This is a genomic window from Priestia sp. MDV22-iso46, assembly GCF_058629175.1.
In genome coordinates this window covers 1,167,543-1,191,375 of the sequence record NZ_JBZVWT010000001.1, presented here as the reverse complement: position 1 = coordinate 1,191,375, position 23,833 = coordinate 1,167,543, and the positions used below count along the sequence as shown (strand labels likewise).

The 23,833-nt window shown below is 34.3% G+C and carries 21 protein-coding genes and 2 pseudogenes; 16 read left to right on the top strand and 7 right to left on the bottom strand.

Features of this window, described 5'->3' with window-relative positions; all coding sequences use genetic code 11:
• Positions 1-87: 87 nt before the first annotated feature.
• From AC4NPH_RS06150 to AC4NPH_RS06125, 6 genes are all read left to right on the top strand, one after another.
• On the top strand, positions 88-1,089 hold the full coding sequence (locus AC4NPH_RS06150; protein ID WP_098197795.1) for a LacI family DNA-binding transcriptional regulator: 1,002 nt from the start codon (positions 88-90) through the stop codon (positions 1,087-1,089).
• 353 nt (positions 1,090-1,442) lie between these two features.
• Positions 1,443-2,264 (top strand): sugar phosphate isomerase/epimerase family protein, encoded by an 822-nt coding sequence (locus tag AC4NPH_RS06145; protein WP_057274749.1) that lies wholly within the window; start codon positions 1,443-1,445, stop codon positions 2,262-2,264.
• Positions 2,265-2,395: 131 nt separating this feature from the next.
• Positions 2,396-3,577: a levoglucosan dehydrogenase gene (locus AC4NPH_RS06140; RefSeq protein ID WP_057274750.1), complete on the top strand. Its 1,182-nt coding sequence runs from the start codon at positions 2,396-2,398 to the stop codon at positions 3,575-3,577.
• A gap of 183 nt (positions 3,578-3,760) precedes the next feature.
• Positions 3,761-4,939, top strand: coding sequence for a Gfo/Idh/MocA family protein (locus AC4NPH_RS06135; RefSeq protein WP_057274751.1), 1,179 nt, complete (start codon positions 3,761-3,763; stop codon positions 4,937-4,939).
• Positions 4,936-5,907, top strand: a complete 972-nt coding sequence (locus tag AC4NPH_RS06130; RefSeq protein ID WP_491938657.1) for a sugar phosphate isomerase/epimerase family protein — start codon at positions 4,936-4,938, stop codon at positions 5,905-5,907. The genes AC4NPH_RS06135 and AC4NPH_RS06130 overlap by 4 nt, the downstream gene beginning before the upstream one ends.
• A 129-nt stretch (positions 5,908-6,036) precedes the next feature.
• Positions 6,037-7,314: an MFS transporter gene (locus AC4NPH_RS06125; RefSeq protein WP_013056483.1), complete on the top strand. Its 1,278-nt coding sequence runs from the start codon at positions 6,037-6,039 to the stop codon at positions 7,312-7,314.
• A gap of 781 nt (positions 7,315-8,095) precedes the next feature.
• Here AC4NPH_RS06125 and AC4NPH_RS06120 read toward each other — a convergent pair.
• Positions 8,096-8,584, bottom strand: a complete 489-nt coding sequence (locus AC4NPH_RS06120; RefSeq protein ID WP_041816532.1) for a CBO0543 family protein — start codon at positions 8,582-8,584, stop codon at positions 8,096-8,098.
• 357 nt (positions 8,585-8,941) lie between these two features.
• On the opposite strand from AC4NPH_RS06120, the gene AC4NPH_RS06115 reads away from it, so the two are divergent.
• Positions 8,942-9,073, top strand: a complete 132-nt coding sequence (locus AC4NPH_RS06115) for a hypothetical protein (protein WP_255256000.1) — start codon at positions 8,942-8,944, stop codon at positions 9,071-9,073.
• Positions 9,074-9,344: 271 nt separating this feature from the next.
• On the opposite strand, the gene AC4NPH_RS06110 is transcribed toward AC4NPH_RS06115, so the two are convergent.
• On the bottom strand, positions 9,345-10,124 hold the full coding sequence (locus tag AC4NPH_RS06110; RefSeq protein ID WP_231101713.1) for an SDR family NAD(P)-dependent oxidoreductase: 780 nt from the start codon (positions 10,122-10,124) through the stop codon (positions 9,345-9,347).
• Between the two features lie 455 nt (positions 10,125-10,579).
• On the opposite strand from AC4NPH_RS06110, the gene AC4NPH_RS06105 reads away from it, so the two are divergent.
• Positions 10,580-11,677, top strand: a complete 1,098-nt coding sequence (locus AC4NPH_RS06105) for an L-dopachrome tautomerase-related protein (RefSeq protein ID WP_057274757.1) — start codon at positions 10,580-10,582, stop codon at positions 11,675-11,677.
• Between the two features lie 936 nt (positions 11,678-12,613).
• Positions 12,614-13,510 (top strand): macrolide 2'-phosphotransferase, encoded by an 897-nt coding sequence (locus AC4NPH_RS06100; protein WP_098315193.1) that lies wholly within the window; start codon positions 12,614-12,616, stop codon positions 13,508-13,510.
• A gap of 276 nt (positions 13,511-13,786) precedes the next feature.
• Here AC4NPH_RS06100 and AC4NPH_RS06095 read toward each other — a convergent pair whose 3' ends face one another.
• A complete protein-coding gene (locus tag AC4NPH_RS06095) occupies positions 13,787-14,368 on the bottom strand; it encodes a YitT family protein (RefSeq protein ID WP_057274758.1) in 582 nt (193 codons plus the stop codon).
• Positions 14,369-14,908: 540 nt separating this feature from the next.
• On the opposite strand from AC4NPH_RS06095, the gene AC4NPH_RS06090 reads away from it, so the two are divergent.
• Positions 14,909-15,742, top strand: a complete 834-nt coding sequence (locus AC4NPH_RS06090; RefSeq protein WP_098315192.1) for a DUF8832 domain-containing protein — start codon at positions 14,909-14,911, stop codon at positions 15,740-15,742.
• 444 nt (positions 15,743-16,186) lie between these two features.
• Here the strand turns inward: AC4NPH_RS06090 and AC4NPH_RS06085 are convergent.
• Positions 16,187-16,384: pseudogene (locus AC4NPH_RS06085) on the bottom strand (MerR family transcriptional regulator); the annotation flags it as partial.
• A 1,093-nt stretch (positions 16,385-17,477) separates the two neighbouring features.
• On the opposite strand from AC4NPH_RS06085, the gene AC4NPH_RS06080 reads away from it, so the two are divergent.
• On the top strand, positions 17,478-17,678 hold the full coding sequence (locus tag AC4NPH_RS06080; RefSeq protein WP_013056497.1) for a cold-shock protein: 201 nt from the start codon (positions 17,478-17,480) through the stop codon (positions 17,676-17,678).
• A gap of 238 nt (positions 17,679-17,916) precedes the next feature.
• Here the strand turns inward: AC4NPH_RS06080 and AC4NPH_RS06075 are convergent, their stop codons facing one another.
• A complete protein-coding gene (locus AC4NPH_RS06075) occupies positions 17,917-18,120 on the bottom strand; it encodes a cold-shock protein (RefSeq protein WP_016763693.1) in 204 nt (67 codons plus the stop codon).
• A 635-nt stretch (positions 18,121-18,755) separates the two neighbouring features.
• Between AC4NPH_RS06075 and AC4NPH_RS06070 the strand changes: the two genes are divergently transcribed.
• From AC4NPH_RS06070 to AC4NPH_RS06050, 5 genes and pseudogenes are all read left to right on the top strand, one after another.
• On the top strand, positions 18,756-19,610 hold the full coding sequence (locus AC4NPH_RS06070) for a hypothetical protein (RefSeq protein WP_025601729.1): 855 nt from the start codon (positions 18,756-18,758) through the stop codon (positions 19,608-19,610).
• Between the two features lie 303 nt (positions 19,611-19,913).
• Positions 19,914-20,093: a hypothetical protein gene (locus AC4NPH_RS06065; protein ID WP_053487163.1), complete on the top strand. Its 180-nt coding sequence runs from the start codon at positions 19,914-19,916 to the stop codon at positions 20,091-20,093.
• 26 nt (positions 20,094-20,119) lie between these two features.
• Positions 20,120-20,308, top strand: coding sequence for a hypothetical protein (locus AC4NPH_RS06060; protein WP_063671277.1), 189 nt, complete (start codon positions 20,120-20,122; stop codon positions 20,306-20,308).
• 349 nt (positions 20,309-20,657) lie between these two features.
• Positions 20,658-21,005, top strand: a complete 348-nt coding sequence (locus tag AC4NPH_RS06055) for a hypothetical protein (RefSeq protein WP_491938655.1) — start codon at positions 20,658-20,660, stop codon at positions 21,003-21,005.
• A gap of 290 nt (positions 21,006-21,295) precedes the next feature.
• Positions 21,296-21,718 (top strand): annotated as a pseudogene (locus AC4NPH_RS06050) (DUF7832 domain-containing protein); the annotation flags it as partial.
• 827 nt (positions 21,719-22,545) lie between these two features.
• On the opposite strand, the gene AC4NPH_RS06045 reads toward AC4NPH_RS06050, so the two are convergent.
• Together AC4NPH_RS06045 and AC4NPH_RS06040 are read right to left on the bottom strand one after the other, a co-directional pair.
• On the bottom strand, positions 22,546-22,911 hold the full coding sequence (locus tag AC4NPH_RS06045) for a darcynin family protein (protein WP_029324491.1): 366 nt from the start codon (positions 22,909-22,911) through the stop codon (positions 22,546-22,548).
• 141 nt (positions 22,912-23,052) lie between these two features.
• Positions 23,053-23,778 carry a ZIP family metal transporter gene (locus AC4NPH_RS06040; protein ID WP_013056505.1) on the bottom strand — a complete coding sequence of 242 codons (726 nt, stop codon included), beginning with the start codon at positions 23,776-23,778 and terminating at the stop codon, positions 23,053-23,055.
• Positions 23,779-23,833 lie beyond the last annotated feature (55 nt).

The following is a 23,833-nucleotide window of genomic DNA, read 5'->3' as shown; positions in this document are numbered from 1 at the left end:
AAAATGTTGTCTGAATCCAATTAGACAATAATTTTGTATGCGATTACAATTCTGTTATAGAGAAGAACAAGAAAAGAGAGTCGTAAAATGGTGCGAATAATAGATGTAGCAAAAAAAGCAAATGTTTCAACTGCTACAGTGTCAAGAGTACTAAGTAAACCTAACACTGTAACGGAAGAAACGACTGAGAAAGTATTACAAGTAATTAAAGAATTAAACTATCAGCCAAATGCATTAGCTCGCCAGTTAAGAACATTAGAAACCAAAACGATTCTAGTCATTGTACCTGATATAACAAATCCTTTTTTTTCTAAAGTATTAAGAGGAATTGAGTCTGTAGCCGTCATAAACGGATATCAAGTTCTGCTTGGGGATACGGGCAATGATTTGGAAAGAGAAAATGGGTATTTAAACATACTTCTCCAAAAAAAAGCTGATGGAATGGTTTTACTAACGGCGAGAATGAAATCGAAGAACATTGAGGAAATGGCTCTCAAATATCCTGTAGTTTTGGCATGTGAATATATAGAAGGTTCAGCCATCCCCACCGTTTCTATTAATAATATCAGTGGGGCTCAAAAAGCAACAGAATATTTGGTTAAGCTGGGACATAAAAGAATAGGATTTATATCAGGTCCTCTAGATGGAGTGATAGGCCAGGATCGATTAAAAGGATTTTATCAGACAATGGCACGATACACCCTTACAATTGAGTCCGTTCTAGTGCAGGAGGGTAATTTTTCTTATGAAAGCGGTTTTAATATAATGAATCAATTTTTGGATCTTAATCATCCTCCAACAGCCGTGTTCGCAGCCAATGATGAGATGGCATTTGGAGCTATAAATGCTATTTCTTCAAAAGGATTAAGTGTTCCACATGATATTTCCGTAGTAGGATTTGATGATATAAAATTTTCATCTATTTTCAAACCGGCTCTTACAACCATCTCACAGCCAGCTTTTGAGATGGGCACGATGGCAATGAAATTACTTATAAAGTTGATGAATAAGGAAGAAATTGAAAGACATCAATACCTAATGGAAGATCAGCTTATCATACGTGATTCATGCTCAACACATATTTCATAAGGGAAGAAGAGTTCTTTTGAAAATGTATCTGATGATTTAAATCTTCTTGTTTTTTAAAAATTAAGATGTAATCGATTACAAATGGTTGGAAAAAGAATTATTTAATATCCGATTAAAAAGGGATTTTTAGTTTAGATTTCTGATAAGTACAATCAAGTACAATTACAGGTAGTAAAAACAACTTCTTCTTATAATAAATTAAAAAATACAGTCTTTGTCTAGAATACTTTGTAATCGATTACATGTATTTTGATTCAATTATTTCTTATCTAAATTAATTTAGGGAGGTGATGAAATCCCAGTATTAATACACTATGCACTCATAAGGAATCTTTAAAGATAGGGGAGAAACCATGAAACTAGGATATCAGACAAATACGTGGGGCGGGGTAGTAGGGCACCCTGCCGGAGTCACTTCGATAAAAGACCTTTATTACCTTGCAAATGGATCAACAGAAGAAGCTTTAAAAGATATTGCAGAAGTTGGATATAAAGGATTTGAAATGTTTGACGGAAATCTAATGGAATTTAAAGATAGAAAAGAAGAATTTAGAGCATTGCTGAACCGTTACTCTTTAGACTTTATTGGAGTTTACACTGGAGGGAATTTTATTTTCCCGGATATTTTGGAAGAGGAATTATTAAAAATTGAAGAGGTTGCAGCTCTTGCTTCTGAACTAGGAGCGCAGCATCTAGTAATTGGCGGAGGAGCTATCCGTACGAATGGTATTTTAGAAAGCGATTACGCTGATTTAGGCAATGCGCTTAATCGAGTAGTAGTAATTGCAGAGAAATATAATCTTATTCCAAGCTATCACCCGCATTTAGGAACAAACGTAGAGGCCCCAGACCAGCTGGACAAATTAATGGCACTAACAACGATTAATTTATGTCCGGATACAGCGCATATCGAAGCAGGTGGAGGGAATCCGGTAGAAGTAATTAAAAAATATGCAGATCGCATTAAATATATTCATTTCAAAGATTATTATAATGGAGAATTTCTTCCTTTAGGAGAAGGACATCAAAAGTTTGACCAGATGATCCAAGCGCTGGATGGGATTGGGTATGATGAATGGCTTACAGTAGAATTAGACAGCTATAATGATCCGAAAAAAGGAGCAGAAATCAGTTTTAACTTCTTATTAAGTTTTGAAACGGCAAATAAGTCTTAAGGTCAAGGAGAAAGTAACAGGGATAATATATTAGAAACTTGGAATCTGATTTACCATAACGATATAGCAGATGTTATTTAAAAGGTAGTAGATCCGAATAAATAGACTACTTTCATAGGAGGAGAATAAAAATGAAAAAGTTAAACGTAGGTATGATTGGCGGAGGATTTATGGGGAAGGCGCATGCACTTGCTTATGCAGGTATGCCAATGTTTTTTTGGCCAGCACCAGCAATTCCTCAACGACACACAGTCGTTGATGTGACCGAAGAGTTAGCAAAAGATGCAGCGGAACGTTTAGGGTTTGAAAACTATTCATCTGATTGGAGAAAGGTAGTAGAAGATCCTGAAATTGATATTATTGATATTGTAACACCAAATGACTCTCATGCAGAGATTGCCATTGCAGCTGCCAAAGCAGGTAAACATATCATTTCAGAAAAACCTTTAGCACGAACTGCAGCAGAAGCAAAAACAATGCTTGACGCAGTAAAAGAAGCAGGTGTTAAACATATGGTTGCATTTAACTATCGCAGAACACCGGCCGTTGCTCTAGCAAAAAAATATATTGAGGAAGGAAGAATCGGAAAGATTTTAAACTTCCGAGGTACGTACCTGCAAGACTGGTCTGCGGATCGTAACTCGCCTTTATCATGGCGCTTCCAAAAAGAACGAGCTGGTTCAGGTGCATTAGGTGATATCGGAACACATGTGATCGACTATGCAAGATATCTTGTGGGTGACATTTCAGAGGTAATGGCTGTTGCAAAGACATGGATTGGTGAAAGACCGATTCAAAGTGGCGGTGTAGATAAACTAGGAACAGTAAAAGCAGAAGCTGATGTACCAAAGGGTAAAGTTGATGTAGACGATGAGTTTTCAACTTTAATTAAATTTGATAACGGCGCAGTAGGAAGTATTGAAGCGACTCGTAATGCCTGGGGTCGCAACAACTTCTTAACATTTGAAATTCACGGAGAGAAAGGTTCATTATACTTTAACTATGAACGCCGTGATGAGCTTCAAGTATGTTTCTCCGATGATCCAAGTGATAGCCGCGGATTCAGAACGGTTTATACAGGACCTGCACATCCATATGGAGAAGGTCTATGGCCAATCCCAGCATTAGGGATTGGCTACGGGGAAACAAAAATTATTGAAACATATGATTTCCTCAAATCAATCGCTGAAGATACAAGCGTATCACCAGATTTTGAAGACGGTTATCAAATCGCTGTTATTTCAGATGCTATCCTTGAATCAGCTGAAAAAGGTGTATGGGTTAATCTTACAGAAAATTTAGTGAAAGCTTAAATAATAGTTTAGTAGTGGCTAGTCCTAGTAGACTAGCCTTTATTAGAAATAGAGTTGTTGATTTGTGATTCGGATCAATAAAGACAAGTCAACAAAGAGCTATAAAGGTTTTAATTCTCTTTTTAGCTACTACGTAAACAACAGAAATTATAGAAAATACAGTTTATTAAGGTGGAGAAAGAAATGGAAAAAATAAAAGTTGGAGTTATTGGGACAGGGTTTATTGGACCTACTCATATTGAGGCTATCAGAAGACTTGGTTTTGTAGAAGTAGTTGGATTAGCAGAACATGGCCAGGAAGTAGCGGAACAAAAAGCGGTTGAACTTGGAATTCCGAAAGCTTATGGGGATTATCGTGACATGTTAAAAGACAGTGATATTCAAGTTGTTCATAACTGTACACCTAATCACCTTCACTTTCAAATTAATAAAGAAATTATTCAAGCAGGCAAACATGTGTTATCGGAAAAACCATTAGCTATGTCTAGTGAAGAATCAGCCGAGCTATTGAAATTAGCTAAAGAGCACCAGGTCGTACATGGCGTAAACTTTAACTACCGCCAATTTCCGATTGTAAAACAATTAGAAACGATGATCAGAAACGGTGAGTTAGGGAAAGTCAACTTAGTGCACGGAAGTTATTTACAAGACTGGTTATTGTTCGAAACAGACTTTAATTGGCGTTTAGCTCCCGAAGTCGGAGGGAAATCACGGGCGGTAGCGGATATCGGTTCTCATTGGTGTGATACAGTTCAATATGTAACAGGTAAAAAAATTGTCGAAGTTTTTGCTGATCTAGCAACTGTTATACCAGTAAGAAAAAAATCTACTTCTCAAGGATCTACTTTTGGGGGACAAAAAGGACAAGAAGAAGCATATGAAGATATTCCGATTAACACAGAAGACTATGCATCTGTTCTTGTACGTTTTGAAGACGGGGTAAAAGGCTTATTTACTGTGTCTCAAGTAAGTGCAGGGCGAAAAAATAGGCTAAGCTTCGAAATCGCTTGCAGTCAAAATTCTGCTTTTTGGAATCAAGAAGAACCAGAAAAGCTGTGGATTGGCTATCGAGATCAACCAAATCAAACTCTTCTTGCAGATCCTGCTTTATTTAATCCTGAAGCAAAATCGTCCATTCATCATCCTGGGGGCCATAATGAAGGCTGGCCAGATGCATTAAAAAATGGATTGTTGAATTTCTATACCTTTATTCGAGAAGGTAAAAATCCTTTAAGTGATAAAGCCACTTTCGCGACATTTGAAGATGGACATATGTCCATGTGCATTACCGACGCCATTTTAGCAAGTCATGAACAACAAAAATGGATGAAGGTGACGGTAAAGCAGGAGGTACGTGCATGAAATTAGGGGTGTTTACAGTTCTTTATCAAAACTTACCTTTTGAAGAGATGCTGGACAAACTATGTGAAATGGGTGTAGAGGCCGTTGAATTGGGCACAGGCAATTATCCAGGAAACAGTCATTGTAATCCCGATGAATTACTAGAGAACCCAGAGAAATTAAAAAGATTTCAAGCTGCCCTTATAAGTAGAGGACTTACAATAAGTGGTCTAAGTTGTCATGGAAATTTACTGCATCCAAATAAGATGGTTGCCAGAAAGGCTCATGATGTGTGGAGAAAAACAGTTTTATTAGCTGAACGTTTAGAAGTGCCGGTGATTAATGGATTTTCTGGGTGCCCAGGTGACCACCCAGGTGCCAAAAATCCGAACTGGGTAACCTGTTCTTGGCCGCCGGAATATACGGAAATCCTAGATTGGCAGTGGAATGAAGTAGTCATTCCTTACTGGAAAGAGGAAGTAAAATTTGCAGAGTCACACGGTATCCATCAAATTGCGCTTGAAATGCACCCGGGGTTTGTTGTGTATAACCCTGAAACTCTCTTGAAATTAAGAGAGCATGCTGGGCCAAGTATTGGAGCTAATTTTGATCCAAGCCATTTGATTTGGCAAGGGATTAATCCAGTAGAAGCCATTAAAAAACTTGGTCGAGAAGAGGCTATTTTTCATTTTCATGCAAAAGATACGTATTTGGATCAGGCAAATATTAGTGTTAATGGAGTATTAGATACAAAACATTACAGTGATACTTTGAATCGTTCATGGACATTTAGATCCGTAGGATATGGGCAAAACGAAAAAGTATGGAAAGATATGGTGAGTGCGCTTCGTGCGGTAGGATATGACTATGTGATATCCATTGAACATGAAGATATGCTAGCTTCGTTAGATGAAGGGTTAAGTAAGGCCATCTCTTTATTAAAAGGCGCACAATTTAAAGAACAATTAACTGAAATGTGGTGGGCGTAACAGTATATTTCCTATATGGTTAATGATAAATACTCGGTTGGGTATTTATCATTAACCATTAAAGAGAACCATCTAATGAGTAAATGTGACTATTAGCATTGTTAAATATATAATTTTGAGGTGATTAAAATGAATGCGATTTCAAAAAGAGAGCAAAACACCAAAGGTCTTCCATCAGCTATGATTTGGGGCTATATCGCAACTCTAATTTTTATGGTAGGAGATGGTCTCGAACATGGTTGGCTTTCACCGTATCTTATTGAACATGGCTTAACCGTTCAACAATCTTCTACTCTCTTTGCAGCATACGGAGCTATATTAGCAATCGCCTCCTACTTTTCGGGTGTCCTTACAGAAGCATGGGGACCAAGAAAGGTTATGATAGCAGGCTTGGTTATCTGGTTAGTAGGTCAAATTCTTTTTATTGAATATGGTCTAAAACCGCATAATTATGCAGTTATGTTACCAACTTATGCTATTCGAGGATTTGGTTATCCTTTATTTTGCTATTCGTTTTTAGTTTGGGTTACGTATCGCAGTCCTGAACGTATTTTAGCTACGGCAATAGGGCTATTTTGGGCAGCATGGAGTGGGGGTCTTTATGTTGTTGGAAGTTATTTTCCAGCTTATATGATTCCGAAAATCGGATATATCGGATTAATGTGGAGTGCGGTCGTATGGGTGTTAATCGGTGGATTAATTGGAGTTGTTGTTGTAAAAGGCCAAGTACATGAACGTGAGGGTAACGGCAAGGAAAAATTGAAAAATTTACTCAGTGGACTAACTATTTGTATTGAAAAGCCAAAAATTGCAATAGGAGGAGTTGTTCGTATAATAAACTCCACCGGCGTAGGTGCTCTTCCAATCTTTTTCCCTCTATACTTGTCCTCTGAATATGGATACAGTACAGAAGAATGGTTACAAATATGGGGAACTATGTGGGTGGCCAATATCTCTTTTAACTTAGTCATTCCCTATATCAGTGACAAATGGTTAGGTTGGCGAAAGACAATTATGTGGATTGGCAGTTTCGGTTGCGGTGTAATGACTCTGGTTATGCTTTATACTCCTCAAATGTTCGGGCATAATTTCTGGGCATTAACTGTGGTAGGCATATTTTTTGGAATCGTTCTATGTGGTTATGTACCACTCTCTGCTCTAGTAAGTTCACTAGCACCTGAAAAGAAAGGCTCAGCTATGGCTATTGTAAGTTTTGGGGCTGGAATGTCTTACTTTATTGCACCTGCAATTGTAGGAACATTCATTGGTAGCATGGGTGTACACGGAGTCATGTGGATATTTGCTGGTTTGTATTTTGTTAGTGCTATTTTGATGATATTTATGAAATTACCAGGTGAAGAAAAACAAAACAAAAGCAATTATTCACCTGAGAAACAAGTGGGTTGAAAGTAAGGATAATCAATATGGCAGACAGGCTTTTATACTGTTTTAACGAAGTACTAAAGTGAGTAGATATCATATAACAAACATAATAAAAAAGTCCTTGAAATTCAAATAATTTCATGGATTTTTTTATTTTCCTAATGGACAAGTTAACAGGTAAATTCTTTAGAGATGTTAACAATGCATGAGGTATTTTATACTCCCATTTAAAGAATCTCTGCCTAAAGTGTATGAATCGAATGAGATAATCGCAGAAATAAAGTATCCATCGTATTAAGGTTGTTCATATGCAAAATTAATAAATAACTCTTCTTTCTTAGCCCTTCTGCTCTAATTCTTAGTCAGCGATTTCCTCCACATTTAATACAGCAAATACCTATTTGCTCTTGTAGAGTAAAGCTCATTTTTTTGACGTGTTTCTTCTATTGATGATAAAGAAAGAATAAATAAACTCTAAGATTGTAGCTAAAGCTAGAATAGGCACAGTAACTTTAATTATAATACCAAAAGTACTTGCTGTATCAACTGATAAAAGAAACAATCGAATTGTAACTACATACAAAATTATCGAAGTGACTAAAGAAACTATTGATACCTTTAACGCATTAAAAAAAGTTCTCCATATAACTGACCGTTTTTGGTGTTTATTAACAGAAAATCAGTAGGATATTTAAGTTAATGTAGAGAAGAAATTGTGAATAATTGAAACAAATATGCAGATTTAATCATTCTTCAAATGTCCCTATATTCTTTTTGGCTCTTATTATTGATTGACAACCTCTATCTAAGATAAATCGTACTTATTATTGAAGATAAGTCTTATAACAGACATTGTAAATCTAACCAATAATAAGGAAAAAGAGAGAGAATAAAAAGTAGTTGTCCAATTCCATCCATTTTTATATTTAATAAGACGTGTATTTTTTTCTAACCATAGCTCAGCAATAGTCATAGGTATACTGAAATACAGAACTTTTAAAAGGCACTGAATGATGCGGGAATCCTTAGTTAGTTGATTATAAAAGACACACGTAATTGGGAAAAGTATGTAATCAAACAACACGCTTGTTTTAACTTGTTTTGGAAATCGGGTGGGATATTGAACATAGCCTCTTTTTACAACCAGATTATCGACCAATGATGCATAGTAACTTTTTATAAAGAAAACAAGGAGCCATTCCTTTGCAAGTGGTTTTTTTATTAAATATATAAAAGAACTAATACCAAAGAAATAAAGGAATTTTACAAGGTTTATTTCAAATTTTCGACCCAATGTTTAGCACCTCCACAAAGATAGTTTATCTTTGATGTAGGAGGTTATACTAAGGAAATTCCAATTTTAGATCAGTAAACAGTGAATAAGCAAGGTTCTATTTTGATATAAAATTGTTTCCTGGTTATGAACATTTTCACTTAAATTAACGGCTAGCAAATGCTTAATATGTACAATCGCTTTCTCACTTATTTGAAATAGAAACGGTCACCGTGAAAAAGAACTCAATTTGGGTTCTTTTTTTTCACTAAATTAATTACAGAAAACGACTATACCATTGTACGGAAATGCCTGTATTATAAGCGATGTGAACGAGAAGTACTTAAAAGTAAAATTAATTGTAGGGGTTTGCGATCTATGAGATATCGATTTTATATGAATGGGGATGAGTCGGGGAAATTGAACGGCAGTAAGCCCAATTTTGACATCATTGATGATGTTGTCATGGGCGATGCTTTCTTTGTTGGTGGAGGAATGTACTTAAAGTAATGGGGCAGGTTAGTTGAAGAAGGAATTCTTTCCTTGGCTATGAATAACAGGTGTTGTAAAACTATGCAGAACCCGAAGGAACAAAAGCGGAAGCGTGTAGATGAGAGGCGTGACTCCAGACAAGCTAGCGAGAAGGTTTGCTCTTTAGTCTTCTTGACGGATTGGCTTATACCCGTGCTGGAGCTGGACATTCTATAAAATATAAAAGAATAATCACAGGGACAGCTCTACTTTTTCAAAGAGGAAAGGATCCGTCCCTGTGATTAAAAACTTATTTTCTTTTGAGAAGCCAGTCTTTAAAATCGGTGGCAACTACTCTTTCACCTGTGATTCCCTCTGCAGCAGCTGAGGCTAAAAAAACAATCGGCTCGGCCATAACCCTTGGATCTAATAGCTGGAATTTTGATTCAATCTCTTTTCGAACTTCGTCCGGAATCATCCCGGTAGTAGTGGCACCACCCGGTAAAAGCATATTCACCATAATTCCATATTCCTTTAAATCTTCGGCCATTATATATGAGAGTGATTCAGTGGCTGCCCTCGATGGTCCATAAGGTACAAAACCCTTTCTTTTCATAGTCTCATGATTCATAGAAATATTAATGATTCGCCCATGACCTTGTTCCATCATTAAAGGAGCAAACCCTCGAGCTACTAAAAAATATCCTGTGAGATTGGTATCAATTAAATCTCGAAACCCCTCTGGTGTTACTTTAAAAAATGGCTGAGGCTCGACTAAAAAACGCGGGTTTACTGTCCTCATCCCAATTCCCGCATTATTGACGAGAACATCGAGCTTCCCCCATTCTCTTTTCACCCATTTGATCGCATTATTGACGGATTGTTCTGATCGAACATCCAAAGGAATTCCAACAGCAGGATAACCCTCACGCTTTAATTTCTCTACTGCTTGATCCAATTTAGTTCCAACTCTAGAAGCTAACGCCACCGTGGCTCCAGCTTGAAGCAAAGCCTCCGCCATGGAAAATCCTAGGCCGCTTGAAGCACCTGTTACGAGGGCATGGATATTTCTTAAGTCTTTTGTATTCATTGGCATTTTTCCTCCGAAATGTTATTAAACCACTGACTGATACAGTATTCTATGTAATCATCACTTTATACGAAAATTCTTTAAAAAGCAAAGCTATGATAAAAGAGTAGTGGACTTAAATTGCTAAAGGTTGAAGTGCTTATTGTGCTAAAGAGGCAGTTTAGCTTAAATACATTTCTTCATAAAGTTAAAAAAGAAAATTTTCCTAATTTCTTATTTATAACAGCTTAATGTTGATTCGGGAATATTGAACTTCGCTACCTGCTAATTGAATTCTACTTCATCTGGAGACCTTTAAATTAAAATGTTTCCTTTCTTCTGACAGACTTATTAAATTTCGAAAACAATCAATTCAATCATCTTTTCGTATAGAAAAACTTATTAAGAAACATGCATTAGAAAAAATATAAACCATATATATGAGATATCCCGTTTGAATGTTTGAGGAGGATATTATGAAACCTATGTTACCTAGTGAAAAATATTTCGGTAATTTAGAACTAGTTTATGCATTTTATGGTGCTATGCCTACAGGTGTTACTGTTTCAGAAACCGGTCGTATTTTCATTTGCTTTCCGAAATGGGGAGACGATGTTAAATTTACAGTGGCGGAAATTATTCAGGATAAATTGCAGTCTTATCCTAATTTACAAACCAATTTGGTTAACTCCGAAAATATCACAATGACTTTCATCAGTGTCCAAAGTGTAGTTGCTGATGGAAGGGGAACGCTTTGGATATTAGATACAGCGGCACCCAATTTTTCTGAACCTATTAAAGGGGGAGCAAAATTAGTCGCTGTTGATTTAGAAACCAATACAATAAGAAAAGTATATACCTTTACAGAAGATGTTGTTCTACCTACAACTTATCTGAATGATGTCCGTTTTGATTTTCGTGTTGGAAAAGCAGGTTATGCCTATATAACGGATTCTTCTTCAAGAGGACCAGGAGCTATTATTGTCGTAGATTTATCAAATGGAAACGCGTTTAGACGATTAAATGGAGAAAAATCAACTTCACCCGATCCCTATTTTTTACCGAAGGTAGAAGGTGAAATTTTGATGAATAGAAACATAGATGGCTCAACTTCCCCATTTAGGTTGGCTTCTGATGGAATAGCAATTTCTCCCGATGGCAAAGTTTTATTTTTTTGTCCACTAACCAGTCGTCATCTTTTCTCGATTTCAACAGAAGTTCTAAGGGACCGAACTATACCAGATAAAGATTTAATTTATCATGTGGAGTATTGGGGAGAAAAAGGTGCGTCTGATGGAATGATCACCGATGCAAAGGGAACTGTTTATGCTGGAGATTACGAGAACAACAGTATTCGTAAGATATTGCCAAATGGCATAATGGAAACTATCGCACATGATCCGAAAATTTTGTGGCCGGATACTTTTTCAATTGGCCCGGATCAATATTTGTATGTCATTGTAAACCAATTACATCGACAGCCTAGATTTCATTATGGAAAAGACTTACGAGAGAAACCTTATAGTTTACTTCGTATCAAAATTGATGAATTTCCTGCTCCAACCTTTTCATAATAAAAATAGTCAATTAATTGTTTTCATTATATAGTGTAAAACAAACACGAGTAAGCAAGAAGTATTAAATTTATTTACTTCTGCCAAATAAAATCAAAATGGTTTAATAGAAACAGTTTATTTGATTAGTGTTAAACTGTTCCAGGAAATTTTTCATAATATCGGTAAATTCAATGCTGTATTGATATTATTTAAATCCAAACTGATCTGTTCGTTTGTATCCCAAGCATGGTAATCCTTATAAGCTTATTTAATAACATCAATACCGCATACATATCTAGTTAACATGATCATTACCGGAAGAGTATTAGTATAAATCTTTATAGAGTAAATTTTTTGATAAGTATTACCTAATATGTTAATTCTCGTGCAAACATTACTCCTAGCAATAGACCTTTTAGATAAGTAAAATAGACTTTTATCGGGGGATGGAAAATAATAATTTTATGTTATAAAATGAAAGTATTCTACAATAAGGAGGATTATTAAAAATGACTGCTTCAATCAGATTGCGTATCCGTACTTTGAACAAGTAATTTAATATGTTCAAAGGCTCTGTTTAATACTTGCAGAGTAAACAGGATCAGTCTGTCCATTTTTAATAATCTTCAACGGACATAGCAATGTGTGACATGAGGAAAGGTGGGTTCATCTATCTTTCTTTTGTTATACCTAACCTAAAAATGCACTCATTTACCTTGAACAATCTACTGTTATGGTTTCTTCGAGGTATTACTGAGTACATGGAGGTTGATACTTGGTTACTTTAAGCTGCAGACAGAGATTTCTGCAGTTTTTTTGTGTTTCTAACTGTTGATTTATACTGATAAATAGCTATTAATTGATAACATTAGTTGTGAGAAGAAGAGCTGTAGAGAATAAAAAGGGCAACGAACAAAGTAAAAAAAATTGAATATTTATGGGAGGATAATTAAGATGAATAAACTAGAAATTAAAGAATTAGCAAAAAGAAAAGGCCTAAATGTAATCGAAAAAACAATGAAATTGAATGAATCAGGCTTAGATTTTCAAGTTGCCCATGCAGAGGATGAGCAGGGACAAAAATGGATTTTACGAATCCCGCGCAGACTAGACTCTATGGCAAAAGCTAATCAAGAAAAGATGGTTTTAGATGCTGTAAATCGATATACAGCCATTCAAGCACCCAATTGGGAAATTTCCACCGATGAACTCATTGCTTATAGATTATTAGACGGAGTGCCTGTGGGTACCATTAATCCTAAAATTCAAAATTACGAGTGGGTTTTAGATATAGAAAATATTCCATCCACATATTACGAATCATTCGGACGCATGTTAGCAGAGTTACATCAACTGCCAACAAACGTAGTAAAGAAGGCTGGTATTAAGGTTTATACGGCAACGGAAGCAAGAGAGTTAATGAAAGAAAAAATGCAAAAAGTAAAAGATGAATATGAGGTGCGTAATAATTTGTTGAATCGTTGGGAAGCCTGGGTAGCTAATGATGATATGTGGCCAAACTATACCAGCCTTAGCCATGGTGACATTCATCCGGGGCATATTTTAATTAATCACCAATCAGAGGTCACTGGCTTAATAGATTGGACCGAAGTAGCCGTTACAGATGTATCTCGTGATTTTCTTGCTCACTATTTATTTACTGGAGAAGGTGGATTGGAAAAAGCTATTACTGCATATGAGAAAGCAGGGGGAAAAGCGTGGCCACTTATGAAAGAGCATATCATAGAGTTAGCAACAACACAGGCAATTACTGTTGCTGAGTTTGCTAAAAGCTCTGGGATGCAAGAGTATAAAGATATGGCCCAACAGATGCTTGGTCCAATTGAGTAATAAAATAACTTTGATAAAAACTTATATAATGAGCAAACTACTTAAGAAGTCTTTTAGGACTCCACTTACAACCTAATTTATTTATCAGTAGAAAAAGCCATCTTCCCCAAAGGTAGCTTTTTCGCCTTTTAGTTACCATAATGGATTCTCTAGGAACGAACCATAAAAGAGAACCCTTTAGTCAATCTCAGAATTATTATAAGGGCCTTTTAAATTTATAAAAATCAAGAAAGTGCAAAAAATGGAGGATAGAAGATACTAATTTTATAATCCAAATTATTCTTTTTTAGTAATTAACGAAGTCGTCATTCCACCTATGAAAATTGTCGAACATGAAAAAAGAAACGTTTTAGGTCCTAATAAAGGAAGACCTGCTGTTATGATAAAACCATCTATAATTAAAATAACCATCCCTATGTTTAAAGAAAAAGCTTTTGATATAAGTTGTGCTAGTAAATCTGTTCCTCCTGTGCTTGTCTCATATCGAAGCATAAGACCAATCCCCGTCCCAATACACACTCCTCCAAGAATTACACTAGGAAAAACAGGAAGTTGAAACTGGTCTTTAATAGGTTCTAGCCAATCAATCAATAAAGAAGAAATAACTAAACCATAAAAACTATTATAAAAATAATTTCTTTCATAAACCCAAGCAAACCAGCATAATGGAAAACCCAAAATAATAATCATCACACCTGTAGGAAATTCAAAATAATAGTGAAGGATGAGAGCAATCCCAATTGTTCCCCCATCTAACAAATAATGAGGAACTAAAAATCCATTAATTCCTATACTTAACAATAAGCTTCCGACTAGAACAACCAGTATTTTCCGAATAATAATCACCTTTTCAGTCAATTTATCTCTTACTATATGTATAAGCTTTAGCTAGCTGTCATGAATGTTTTTATCGGAAAAGCGCTTTTTAATTTTATAGATCAGGGAAGTTATAAAAAATACGGATTCAGAGCTGAAAGCATTCTGACTACACTATATGTTTTCATTCTTTATCAGGCAACTTGCCTAAATTGAATACTTTTTTATCATTTGAGCAAACTACTCAAGATGTCTGAACGGCGTCTTCCACTGCAACCTTGTAAGAAAGAAAGCTGCCCTCCCTGGCAGCTTTCTTTCTTATCGATTATCTAGGGATAAAATTCATTAGTGTAACCACACTATTCATGATGATTAAAGTCATCAATAAAAACATAGTTTGCAATAGAAAAAACTACTGCTGTCCCAGTAGTTTTTTCTATTTTTAGGTAGTTTGTTTTTTAAAGGACAAAAAGTCATAGCACTTTAAAAACAGGCATATGATTTATAAAGACCTCAACGTGCTTATAAATTGAATTAGTAGATAACCCTTGAATGTATTGATTCAAATGAAAGGGTGTATATATGAAAAAGTTACTATTTATCGTGGTATCTCTCTTAACTATGATTGCTTTGTTTGCATGTAATAAGGATTCTGAACATAAGCAGATGAAACACGACATGGCAAACATGGACCATAACGATTCTTCAAAAGAAAAACAACAAGTTGCAGTACAAACCGATTGGAAGTTTGTACATTATCCTCAGGCTAATACAACCAACCAGTTAACAATCACAATCAAAGATAATAAAGGGAAGCCTATTTCTGAATTTGAGGTAAATCACGAAAAGAAAATGCATCTGATTGTTGCAAGCAAAGACTTGTCAAAATATCAACACATCCATCCTACTTATAAGGGAAAAGGTGTGTTCACAGTACCTGTTACGTTTACTCAGGGAGGATCATTTCAGTTAATTGCTGACCTTGTACCGAAAGGACAATCGGATACAGTTCAAATGCATACGGTTTCTGTTAAGGGAAATACACCAGCTCCTGTTAGCCTTACACCTGATAAGACATTGGTAAAAACTGCGAATGGGAATCAAGTGTCTCTTAAAATAGATAGCCAGCTAAAAGCGAATCAGGAAACTATGCTAAATTTTTATTTTGAAGACGCTCAAACCAAACAGCCTATTCAGGATTTACAACCATACCTTGGAGCTGTAGGACACGTTGTCATTCTAAATCAAGACGCAACAAAATATCTGCACGTACATCCGATGGATGAAAGGGTAAAAGGATCTAATGCTATGTTCCATACAACATTTCCTTCACCTGGCATCTATAAAATTTGGGGAGAGTTTCAGCGCAGTAACAAAGTCTTTATAGTTCCATTCGTAGTGGAAGTTAGTAAATAACTAAAAAAGAATCTATCTCTGTGAGTTATTCGTCAATCATTCTTTCTGTATAAACCACTTCAGATAAATTAGATCATCCAAAATACATTTATATTACAGCAAGGAATTACTGTTGAGGGACAGTAGTTCCTTCTATTTTTTGACTCTATAACCTATGAATGTTCAGTTAACATAATACCTCTTTACGGTACACAACCTAAAAAGGAACCCTTATGGGAGTAAAGGGTTCTAACAGAGTCATTTTTATAGAATATGCAAATTTTTATACATTCTTTATGTATCAATGTTTCTCTCTAGGCTAAATGGTAATGGGATGCATAAAAATCTTGTTTTATATACACTTATAAAAATTAAAATGAAAATGATCCATTAAATATTGAAGATACGGATTGAGTAAACATGAACAAAGACTGAAAGAACAAATCAAATTTACCTATTTTAAAATAAATCCTTACGCAATTCTCGTGTTCGAACCCCATCTTCAATTTTTTCTGCGATGTCCATTAACCTTTCAATGTCGGAAAAGGAATACATTCGGGTACCTGAAGAGTTTCGTTTCGGGAAAATAAGCTCTCGCTCTTCATAATAACGAACTTGCCTTTCTGATAAACCTGTCATTTCAGTAACGATTTTTATAGTCATAACTTTCTCATCTAAATATGGATGATTTTTAGTCAAGAATATCCTCTCCTATTTCCATGCTTTATCAGTATATATGTTATTAACTTTTGGATTGTATATAGAAATGAAGTTTATTAAATATAGCACGTTATAAATACTTCTTGATGAAAGGCGTTTGTAGTTCTTGAGAGTGACATTAGGTTAACTAATTTCAAAAAGCAAGTGTTTCAAAATCAATAATAAGAAGAAAATAAGAGCTTCTAAATTGCTCAAATTTATGTCGAACCATTTATTATATGTAAAACCAAAGTTCATTCCCTCAGAGAGCGTTTCTCTGTATATTTGAAATATATTTTAATTTGATTACTAATGAAATATGTGGATACGGTGCAACCTATATCATTCTAGTCATTTTCATTCCGATAAATAAAAAGACTTGCTTTAGATAGAAAGCAAGTTGAAAGAAGGATAATCACTTTGGTAATTCCATTATAATCCAATGATTATATTGAATCATTAAAATATGGTTAAAAATAAATTAAAAGTAAATTAATTCATAAAAAAGTATTAATTAACCTTTTATTTGAGTTTCGTTAAAGCAATTTTATTAATTCCAATAAATTTTTTAACTTTATTCCTTTAGTGTTTGAATAAAGTATAGAATTAGGAGTCCGAAAAAGTATACTTTTTCGGATGGGATAGCTGTTTTTTAAGGCATTTTTTCACAATCCCAAAAAGTGTACTTTTTGAGACTATCTATATTGGACAACCTTAACCATAAATTAACTATACATAGTTAAGGGGATTCTGGTGCATAAGTGTTGAAATGTTGTACTGATAAGCTACCAGAAGAAGATATTCTTTATTTCGCGGGTCATTGTCCACTCGTTGCAATTCTGAGCGTTTCTCATAATACTGTTTTTTGTGAAGGAATGGAAAAAAGCAATTATTTGCTATGAATATCTCTATGTGTTACACTATACTTAACTTATTTTTGTTCGGTATAAGATTGAGAGAAGAAAAAACCTTAAACAGAAGTTTTTATCTTGAAATAGTATGATTGGGCAAGAGAGGTAATACATTTGTGGAGTATTCCACAGCAGGAGGCAATATTATGACACAAGGTACAGTAAAATGGTTTAATGCAGACAAAGGTTTCGGTTTCATTGAAATCGAAGGCGGAGACGATGTATTCGTTCATTTCAGTGCTATTCAAGGTGAAGGTTTCAAATCATTAGAAGAAGGTCAAAAAGTTACTTTTGATATCGAGCAAGGTCAACGTGGAGCACAAGCTGCTAACGTTCACAAAGCATAATTAAAAGTGATAACAAAAAGGACTCCTTATGAAGGAGTCCTTTTTTATGGTCTTATAATTAGAAAACCATGATTTATCTACTATTAGTTCAATAGAAAACCCAGGCTTTAAAAAAAGCCTGGGTTTTAGACAAGACGATCGATACAAGGTATAACTAGTTATAACATACAATAGAAATAGAAAGCAAATGCAAATGAATTAACTATATTTTCAATTAAATTAAATAATTTGGTACAAATTATCTTCGATGGGGATTAAGGGGAATTTTGTTAATAAGCCGTTCTCCAGCTTCCATGTGATTTCCACACAAAGGGCATTTTTGGTGGTTGTCGTAAGAGAAATCTTTTCTCATCCAGCCCTTACAGTCTTCTACTGTACATTCCCAAACCTCTGTTTGTTCTTGAGCTAAAGGTTCTTGATTTCTTTTGCCGTAATAATACATACTAACATCACTACTCCTCATTTTATATTATAGCTTATAAAGGAGTAATAATCATTTATATCAATTAGTGTTTCTTACCATTTTATTTTCATTGAATAATGCACGGAATTTTTGATATGAGAATTTCTAAACACTTGGTAATAATATTCATATCTTCTTCTTTTGCTTTTTACTTGTAACACTTACTGTAGTAGTACATCCTAAACTAAGCCTCCAACGTAATGAGGGTTAGTTTAAAGATTAGTTTAATGGTGGAATCATTTCGCTTATCACCGGTAATCAAGTTGTTATTTATAGGGACTTTCCAGAAGTTTCGTGACTTGTTGGAGACTTTTATTTCGAGTTATTATAAATAACAAAACTCCATTTTACCTCAAATTAAAATATATTGTCAATGAAAAATTTGTAATATTTTCAAAAAATGTTATAATAGTTTTACAATTGTTTTTTCGATCGTATTCTAAATTCCGCTGTGTTTTTTTCAGATAGAATTATGGATACATTTTTTCAATACTTTTTTAAACTAAAAAAACTCAAACAGTTGTGTGAGCTTTAAAGGTAAGTTAGTTGAATAAAATTATTAATTTACTATCTAATAGTAACCGAGTTTTTATTCTACAAGGAGGTCTAGAATAATGAATTTAATCAATAAGAAAGTTACACACAAGCTTTTTGGGATAGGTAGTATAGTTAAATATAATGATTCTAGTATTGAAATACATTTCGCATCGGAAAATAAAAAGTTTGTTTTCCCCGATGTATTTGGAAAGCATCTAAAACTGCATGATAAAAGTGTTGCTCATTCACTCGAAAAAATTATAGAAAAAAAGGAAATGGAACACAACGAGGAAGAACGGAAGAAGGAAGAGGAAAAAAAACTACAACGAAAAAACCAAGAACTTCGCTGGGGACTTGAAAAACTTATGAAAAATCATAAACTTCATTCTGAATCACAAATGGTTTTTTGGTGTGACACAGAAGAACAGAATAGTTCTCTTTTAGAGTGGAAGGTTTTTTCAGGCGTAATAAAAAGCGGTAATAACAAGGGGAAGCCAACCAAACCCATCCGTTTGCACCAAAATAGTGCTGTCTTGTTAACAGCAATAGATTCCAGTATGCCTGAAAAAGACAGACGTATCTTAGGCGTCTATATGGTGAATGAAGATTTTATCGGTAAGCTTTGTGAAGATGGATATATTCCTGCTCATTCAAAATACAGACTCCAACTTACAGAACAGGAATCGGATCAGATGCCTTTTTGGAAATATTATGTAAATGAAAGGTCATCCCAAAAAATGACATGGAATACAGGCAAATACCGTTATTTTGATAATTTATGGATGGCTCAAATTTTGCTTGATATAGCTGAGTTGAAAAGTGACCCAAAGGAAAGAGAGCTGGCACAACAATTTTTTGAACATTTTTGTAAAATGAATCTGATAACAGCTGAGGAGTTACCAAAGCCTAATGGCGCATTGATGCGTATGTAAATGTTAGCCCAAAGATAGTAGGAATGACTAGGGACTGACACATTTTTTACACCCATCATTAATAGCGAACATTCCTTGGCTCTGTTCGCTATTAAAAAGGCAAGAGCAGAACGTAGGAGAGGTAGAAAAGTGACAGTAGGTCATAAAAAAATCTATAGAAAATAATCCTTTACTATTTTATAACTATATACTTTTTGAGCCCATATACCAGAATGAGGGAAATCTATACGGGTTGATGTAAGCTTTTCTCAGCTCTATTATAAGAATAATACGATAATCTTATTATTTTTAATAGGAGAGAAGATGAAGGATATAAGCGTGAAAATATTTAGTAATGGAAAAACAGTAACTATAAGAGTATCGAATGAATTAGTAACAATCTTAAAAAGTCATTATGTAAAAAACATGAAAAGATACTCTTATACGGTTACTAAATATTCAAGTGTTTTTTTCTTTGAAGAAGAATTAATGAAACAAAAATAATAAGTAGATAATGAGGAGATACACCTATGCTTAAATTTAAAGTTATTTTCGAATTTATAAATGGCAGGACAAAGGAATTAAAATTCGAAGCCCCATCAAAGAAAGAAGTCATTAGTCATATAACAAAATATGAAAGATTCATTTCGAATGAAAAAGAGCTAGTGCACATCAATTTAAATAATGTGGTACAGTTTATGATTACAGAAGAAAAATAATAATAAAAACTAGGCATCTATTAATTGAGGTGCTTTTTATTTTAATAAATAGACTGATTTAGATTTAAATGACATTTCTGAGAGTAGTAATAAACTTGAGCGGTTAATTAAAGCTCTTCTTAGCTCTTCATTAGATAAAGAGAAAGTTATAGAACAATTAATTGAAATAGAGTTAGAACTTGACCATATTAATTGGCACTATAAAAGCTTACAGGACAAGCAAACGGCAATGTTATTAAGATTTACGGATACGTTCAAAACAAGAATTCTGTAGCCTATTTATAAATAGCTAATGCACCTCACAATATTTATTATGTTAGGTGAAAGTTTATTTAAACTAGGAGATTCAATGAGAAAATATATAGCTTTAGATATATCTATAAACAATGTTAAGAAAGTTATGATAGTTCAATTTAGAGATGAAGTAACTATGTTTCTTTACGATACGCTAGATGATAAACCTTCGATCGGAGATTATAGTTTCGAAACACTGCAAGAAGCAGAGGACTTTTTTATTCGGACATTCTTAAAAGAAACAAATAATGAGGTATCCTGGGTGTATGTATCAAACCCTATGAAGAATTGTCAGGAAGACCTTATTGAACCAGTAAGAGTTAAGGGGATAGACACTAGTTCTCCTCAGTGGGGAACATACGAGAAAGTGGTAGCAGGACAGTGGATAGATATTAAATTTTAACACAATTGTTACTGGTAATCATCCTTACCTCAACCACATTTTTTTACTATAATCCTATTTTCATCAGTTAAAATATATATTGTTTAGCCTCTACAGTATATAATGCAGTATATCGTTTACTTTTGATGTAATGTATGGAGGGAATTTTGTATAAATTAAAGTGTATTCCGTTTTTTGTATTTATTATTTTATTACTACAAGGTTGTGAAGACTCGTTAAATAAAAAAAGTAGTCGCGAACAGGAAAAAAATGTATTGACAGAAGATGCAGAGAAAGAAGAGACAGGGTCTATGACAACCGTTTATGATAAAGCTAAATGGCATTACGAAGGAGATTTCCCAAATAACTTGAGTGAAAAGCAGGCGTTCGTTCATACTGGAATGTATCTTGGATGGATCATTGAAGAAAACTTATACAGCAAAGAATTTGAAGAAGAAGCTGCACAGGAGATCCTAAAATTCAAACAAAAAAATATGACCGGAACTGAAGTTTACACGGAATGGGATGGCATCTTTGCAAGCGATATGCTGAATGCAGAAGGAAAGGCTTTTACAAAAGATTATTTTGATTTCGATAAAGGAATTTATTTAGATGATTATGAAGATATATTTCCTCATGTAGAATCACTTTATAAGGTAGAAGATACGTGGAACAATTATGAGGCTATTAAAACAAAGATTAATAAGCGTTTTAATACTTGGAAGCATACAAAAGAAGAAAATAAAAGTAATGAGTTATTTACGGTTGATTCATATATTGGTTCATTAAAGAAAATACTTGAGCAAAATGAGGATAAGTTAATTAACAATATCGAAAAAGTACATACTTTTCATTATTATAAAGGCATTGATTTACTGGACTTTGAAATCTTTATCCAACCATTTGATTTGTCTATTATGATGTTTTCTATGGACAATGAAGCGAACGAAGTTTTCTATGAAAGGAACAATCGTGCCATTTTTTCAGGAAGTTATGAGTTACTTGAAGAGTTTGAATACTATGAGCTAGCCGACGAGCATTCGGGTGAGTTTTGGGAATTCTATGAAGCAAATGAAGAAGAAATATTTGCTGCTGAGAAAGAATTAATTACAAACTGGTTTATTTCTTGCTGGAATAAAGCCAGCGACAGTGAAATTAAGCTGCCTGTTTATCTTAATTTTCATGATGACATAGAATCGTTTGATTTAAATGAGAACAAATGGATTGATAGTGAAGAAAAATGGTCTAACTAAAATAGTAACTACATTGTACATGTGGGAAGAAGCCACTAAGATAGCGTGGCTTCTTTTTCATAGTCATAAATAGCATTATATACATGTTAGTTAACTAAAAGGTATAAAGGATACAATCTATAATTTACTTTTTATATTTAAATTCAACCCCATTGATGTTTGTTGAGGATGAGTTAATAATTGAATGACAATAGATTGTTGTGAGAGGTAGAAATGATAGGTATGCTATCGTAATAACCCCAAAATATTGTGCAGCCTTTTTTAAATGTAAGATCTATTTCGTCTTCATCTTTTGCTACACTAAGATTTTATTTGTGTTCAGAACCCATTTCTAAGACTTCTTCCTCGAATTTTTGATAAGCATTCTGTACGCCCATCATCACTTTTTTCATTTTAAAGTAACCATTTGAATAGGCATATGTATCACGAATTTCTTCCCACATAAAATGATACATTTTTAAATCTGATGTTCCACAAAAAATGAAATCCGTATAAGTACCGTCTCCAAAGGCATCAGCGTCAAAGAACTTCACTTTAACGTTCTCGCTGTATTTTTCGATTATTGAATATAAATCCTCTGCAAGCTCTCTTCTTTTTTCACGAGGTAATGCTAACCAAGTTGGATAAAATTCTAATAAAATTATAATGCCATGATTTAAGGTGTTTTTTGTCATTGTATTGTCTCCTGTGGTTTCATTATATAACACTCATTTCTAGTTACCATAATCATGAATGTTCTAATTTTATAAATGATCAGAGTGAGGTATAGCTGCATACATTTGTAGTTGTCTTTTTGACACTTAAACTTAATCATTCTAATGGCCATGAAATAATGAAAGGGAATATTGATAAACATAAATAATTACGAATCCTAGCGAAATTAGTAGCCATACATGCAATTTCCTGAAGTGCTTGATGGTATTTCCAATTATTTCATGAAAGATAACAAAAGACAGTGTACCGATTGCTGCACCAGTCGATAAAGCTTGTAGTTTAAGTGAGGAAACTTGTACACTTTCACCAATAAATAAACTGCCTCCTAAGGACAGCGATAGAAGGGCTATAATTAGCAAAAAGAAGGTGTTCGGTATTTTTGCTATAGAGAGGACTGTCATAATTGCCATCCCCTCTGGGACCTGATGTAAAAGGGTAGCTGCGAATACAGAAGCTGATTGGTGCATATCTGTTATTCCAAAGGTAATACCTGTGATGACATTATGAAAAAAGATAGCAACCGTTAATAAGATAAGTGCCTGTAAGGGGGAAATTTCGCTGTTTTGTTTATGCAAAAAGAGATCAATGCATAGCATGATGATATATCCGACTACAATTCCTAATAAAACGCCTCTTAAATCATATAGATGCCAAGTAGACGGAAGGATATCAAAGAACAATAAGCCCAATAAGATTCCACCGCATATAGCATACATAAATTGGATTCTTCCCCTTGCCAGATGGTTTACTAATTTGAGAATTCCTCCTCCTACTAATAAACCCAGTAAAGAACCTAAAGTAAATAAGATATTCATTTCTATATGCATAATTGCTACTTCCTTTCGGCTATATGGTTTTTTACAACTAACCTATTCAAAGGAA

Coding starts and splice junctions, on each gene's coding strand:
- AC4NPH_RS06115 (WP_255256000.1), top strand. CDS start 8,942: ATGAGATATCGATTTTATATGAATGGGGATGAGTCGGGGAAATTGAAC.
- AC4NPH_RS06040 (WP_013056505.1), bottom strand. CDS start 23,778: ATGCATATAGAAATGAATATCTTATTTACTTTAGGTTCTTTACTGGGT.
- AC4NPH_RS06125 (WP_013056483.1), top strand. CDS start 6,037: ATGAATGCGATTTCAAAAAGAGAGCAAAACACCAAAGGTCTTCCATCA.
- AC4NPH_RS06070 (WP_025601729.1), top strand. CDS start 18,756: ATGAATTTAATCAATAAGAAAGTTACACACAAGCTTTTTGGGATAGGT.
- AC4NPH_RS06130 (WP_491938657.1), top strand. CDS start 4,936: ATGAAATTAGGGGTGTTTACAGTTCTTTATCAAAACTTACCTTTTGAA.
- AC4NPH_RS06075 (WP_016763693.1), bottom strand. CDS start 18,120: ATGTATTATTACGGCAAAAGAAATCAAGAACCTTTAGCTCAAGAACAA.
- AC4NPH_RS06045 (WP_029324491.1), bottom strand. CDS start 22,911: ATGACAAAAAACACCTTAAATCATGGCATTATAATTTTATTAGAATTT.
- AC4NPH_RS06065 (WP_053487163.1), top strand. CDS start 19,914: ATGAAGGATATAAGCGTGAAAATATTTAGTAATGGAAAAACAGTAACT.
- AC4NPH_RS06135 (WP_057274751.1), top strand. CDS start 3,761: ATGGAAAAAATAAAAGTTGGAGTTATTGGGACAGGGTTTATTGGACCT.
- AC4NPH_RS06060 (WP_063671277.1), top strand. CDS start 20,120: ATGCTTAAATTTAAAGTTATTTTCGAATTTATAAATGGCAGGACAAAG.
- AC4NPH_RS06110 (WP_231101713.1), bottom strand. CDS start 10,124: ATGAATACAAAAGACTTAAGAAATATCCATGCCCTCGTAACAGGTGCT.
- AC4NPH_RS06105 (WP_057274757.1), top strand. CDS start 10,580: ATGAAACCTATGTTACCTAGTGAAAAATATTTCGGTAATTTAGAACTA.
- AC4NPH_RS06100 (WP_098315193.1), top strand. CDS start 12,614: ATGAATAAACTAGAAATTAAAGAATTAGCAAAAAGAAAAGGCCTAAAT.
- AC4NPH_RS06055 (WP_491938655.1), top strand. CDS start 20,658: ATGAGAAAATATATAGCTTTAGATATATCTATAAACAATGTTAAGAAA.
- AC4NPH_RS06150 (WP_098197795.1), top strand. CDS start 88: ATGGTGCGAATAATAGATGTAGCAAAAAAAGCAAATGTTTCAACTGCT.
- AC4NPH_RS06080 (WP_013056497.1), top strand. CDS start 17,478: ATGACACAAGGTACAGTAAAATGGTTTAATGCAGACAAAGGTTTCGGT.
- AC4NPH_RS06140 (WP_057274750.1), top strand. CDS start 2,396: ATGAAAAAGTTAAACGTAGGTATGATTGGCGGAGGATTTATGGGGAAG.
- AC4NPH_RS06145 (WP_057274749.1), top strand. CDS start 1,443: ATGAAACTAGGATATCAGACAAATACGTGGGGCGGGGTAGTAGGGCAC.
- AC4NPH_RS06090 (WP_098315192.1), top strand. CDS start 14,909: ATGAAAAAGTTACTATTTATCGTGGTATCTCTCTTAACTATGATTGCT.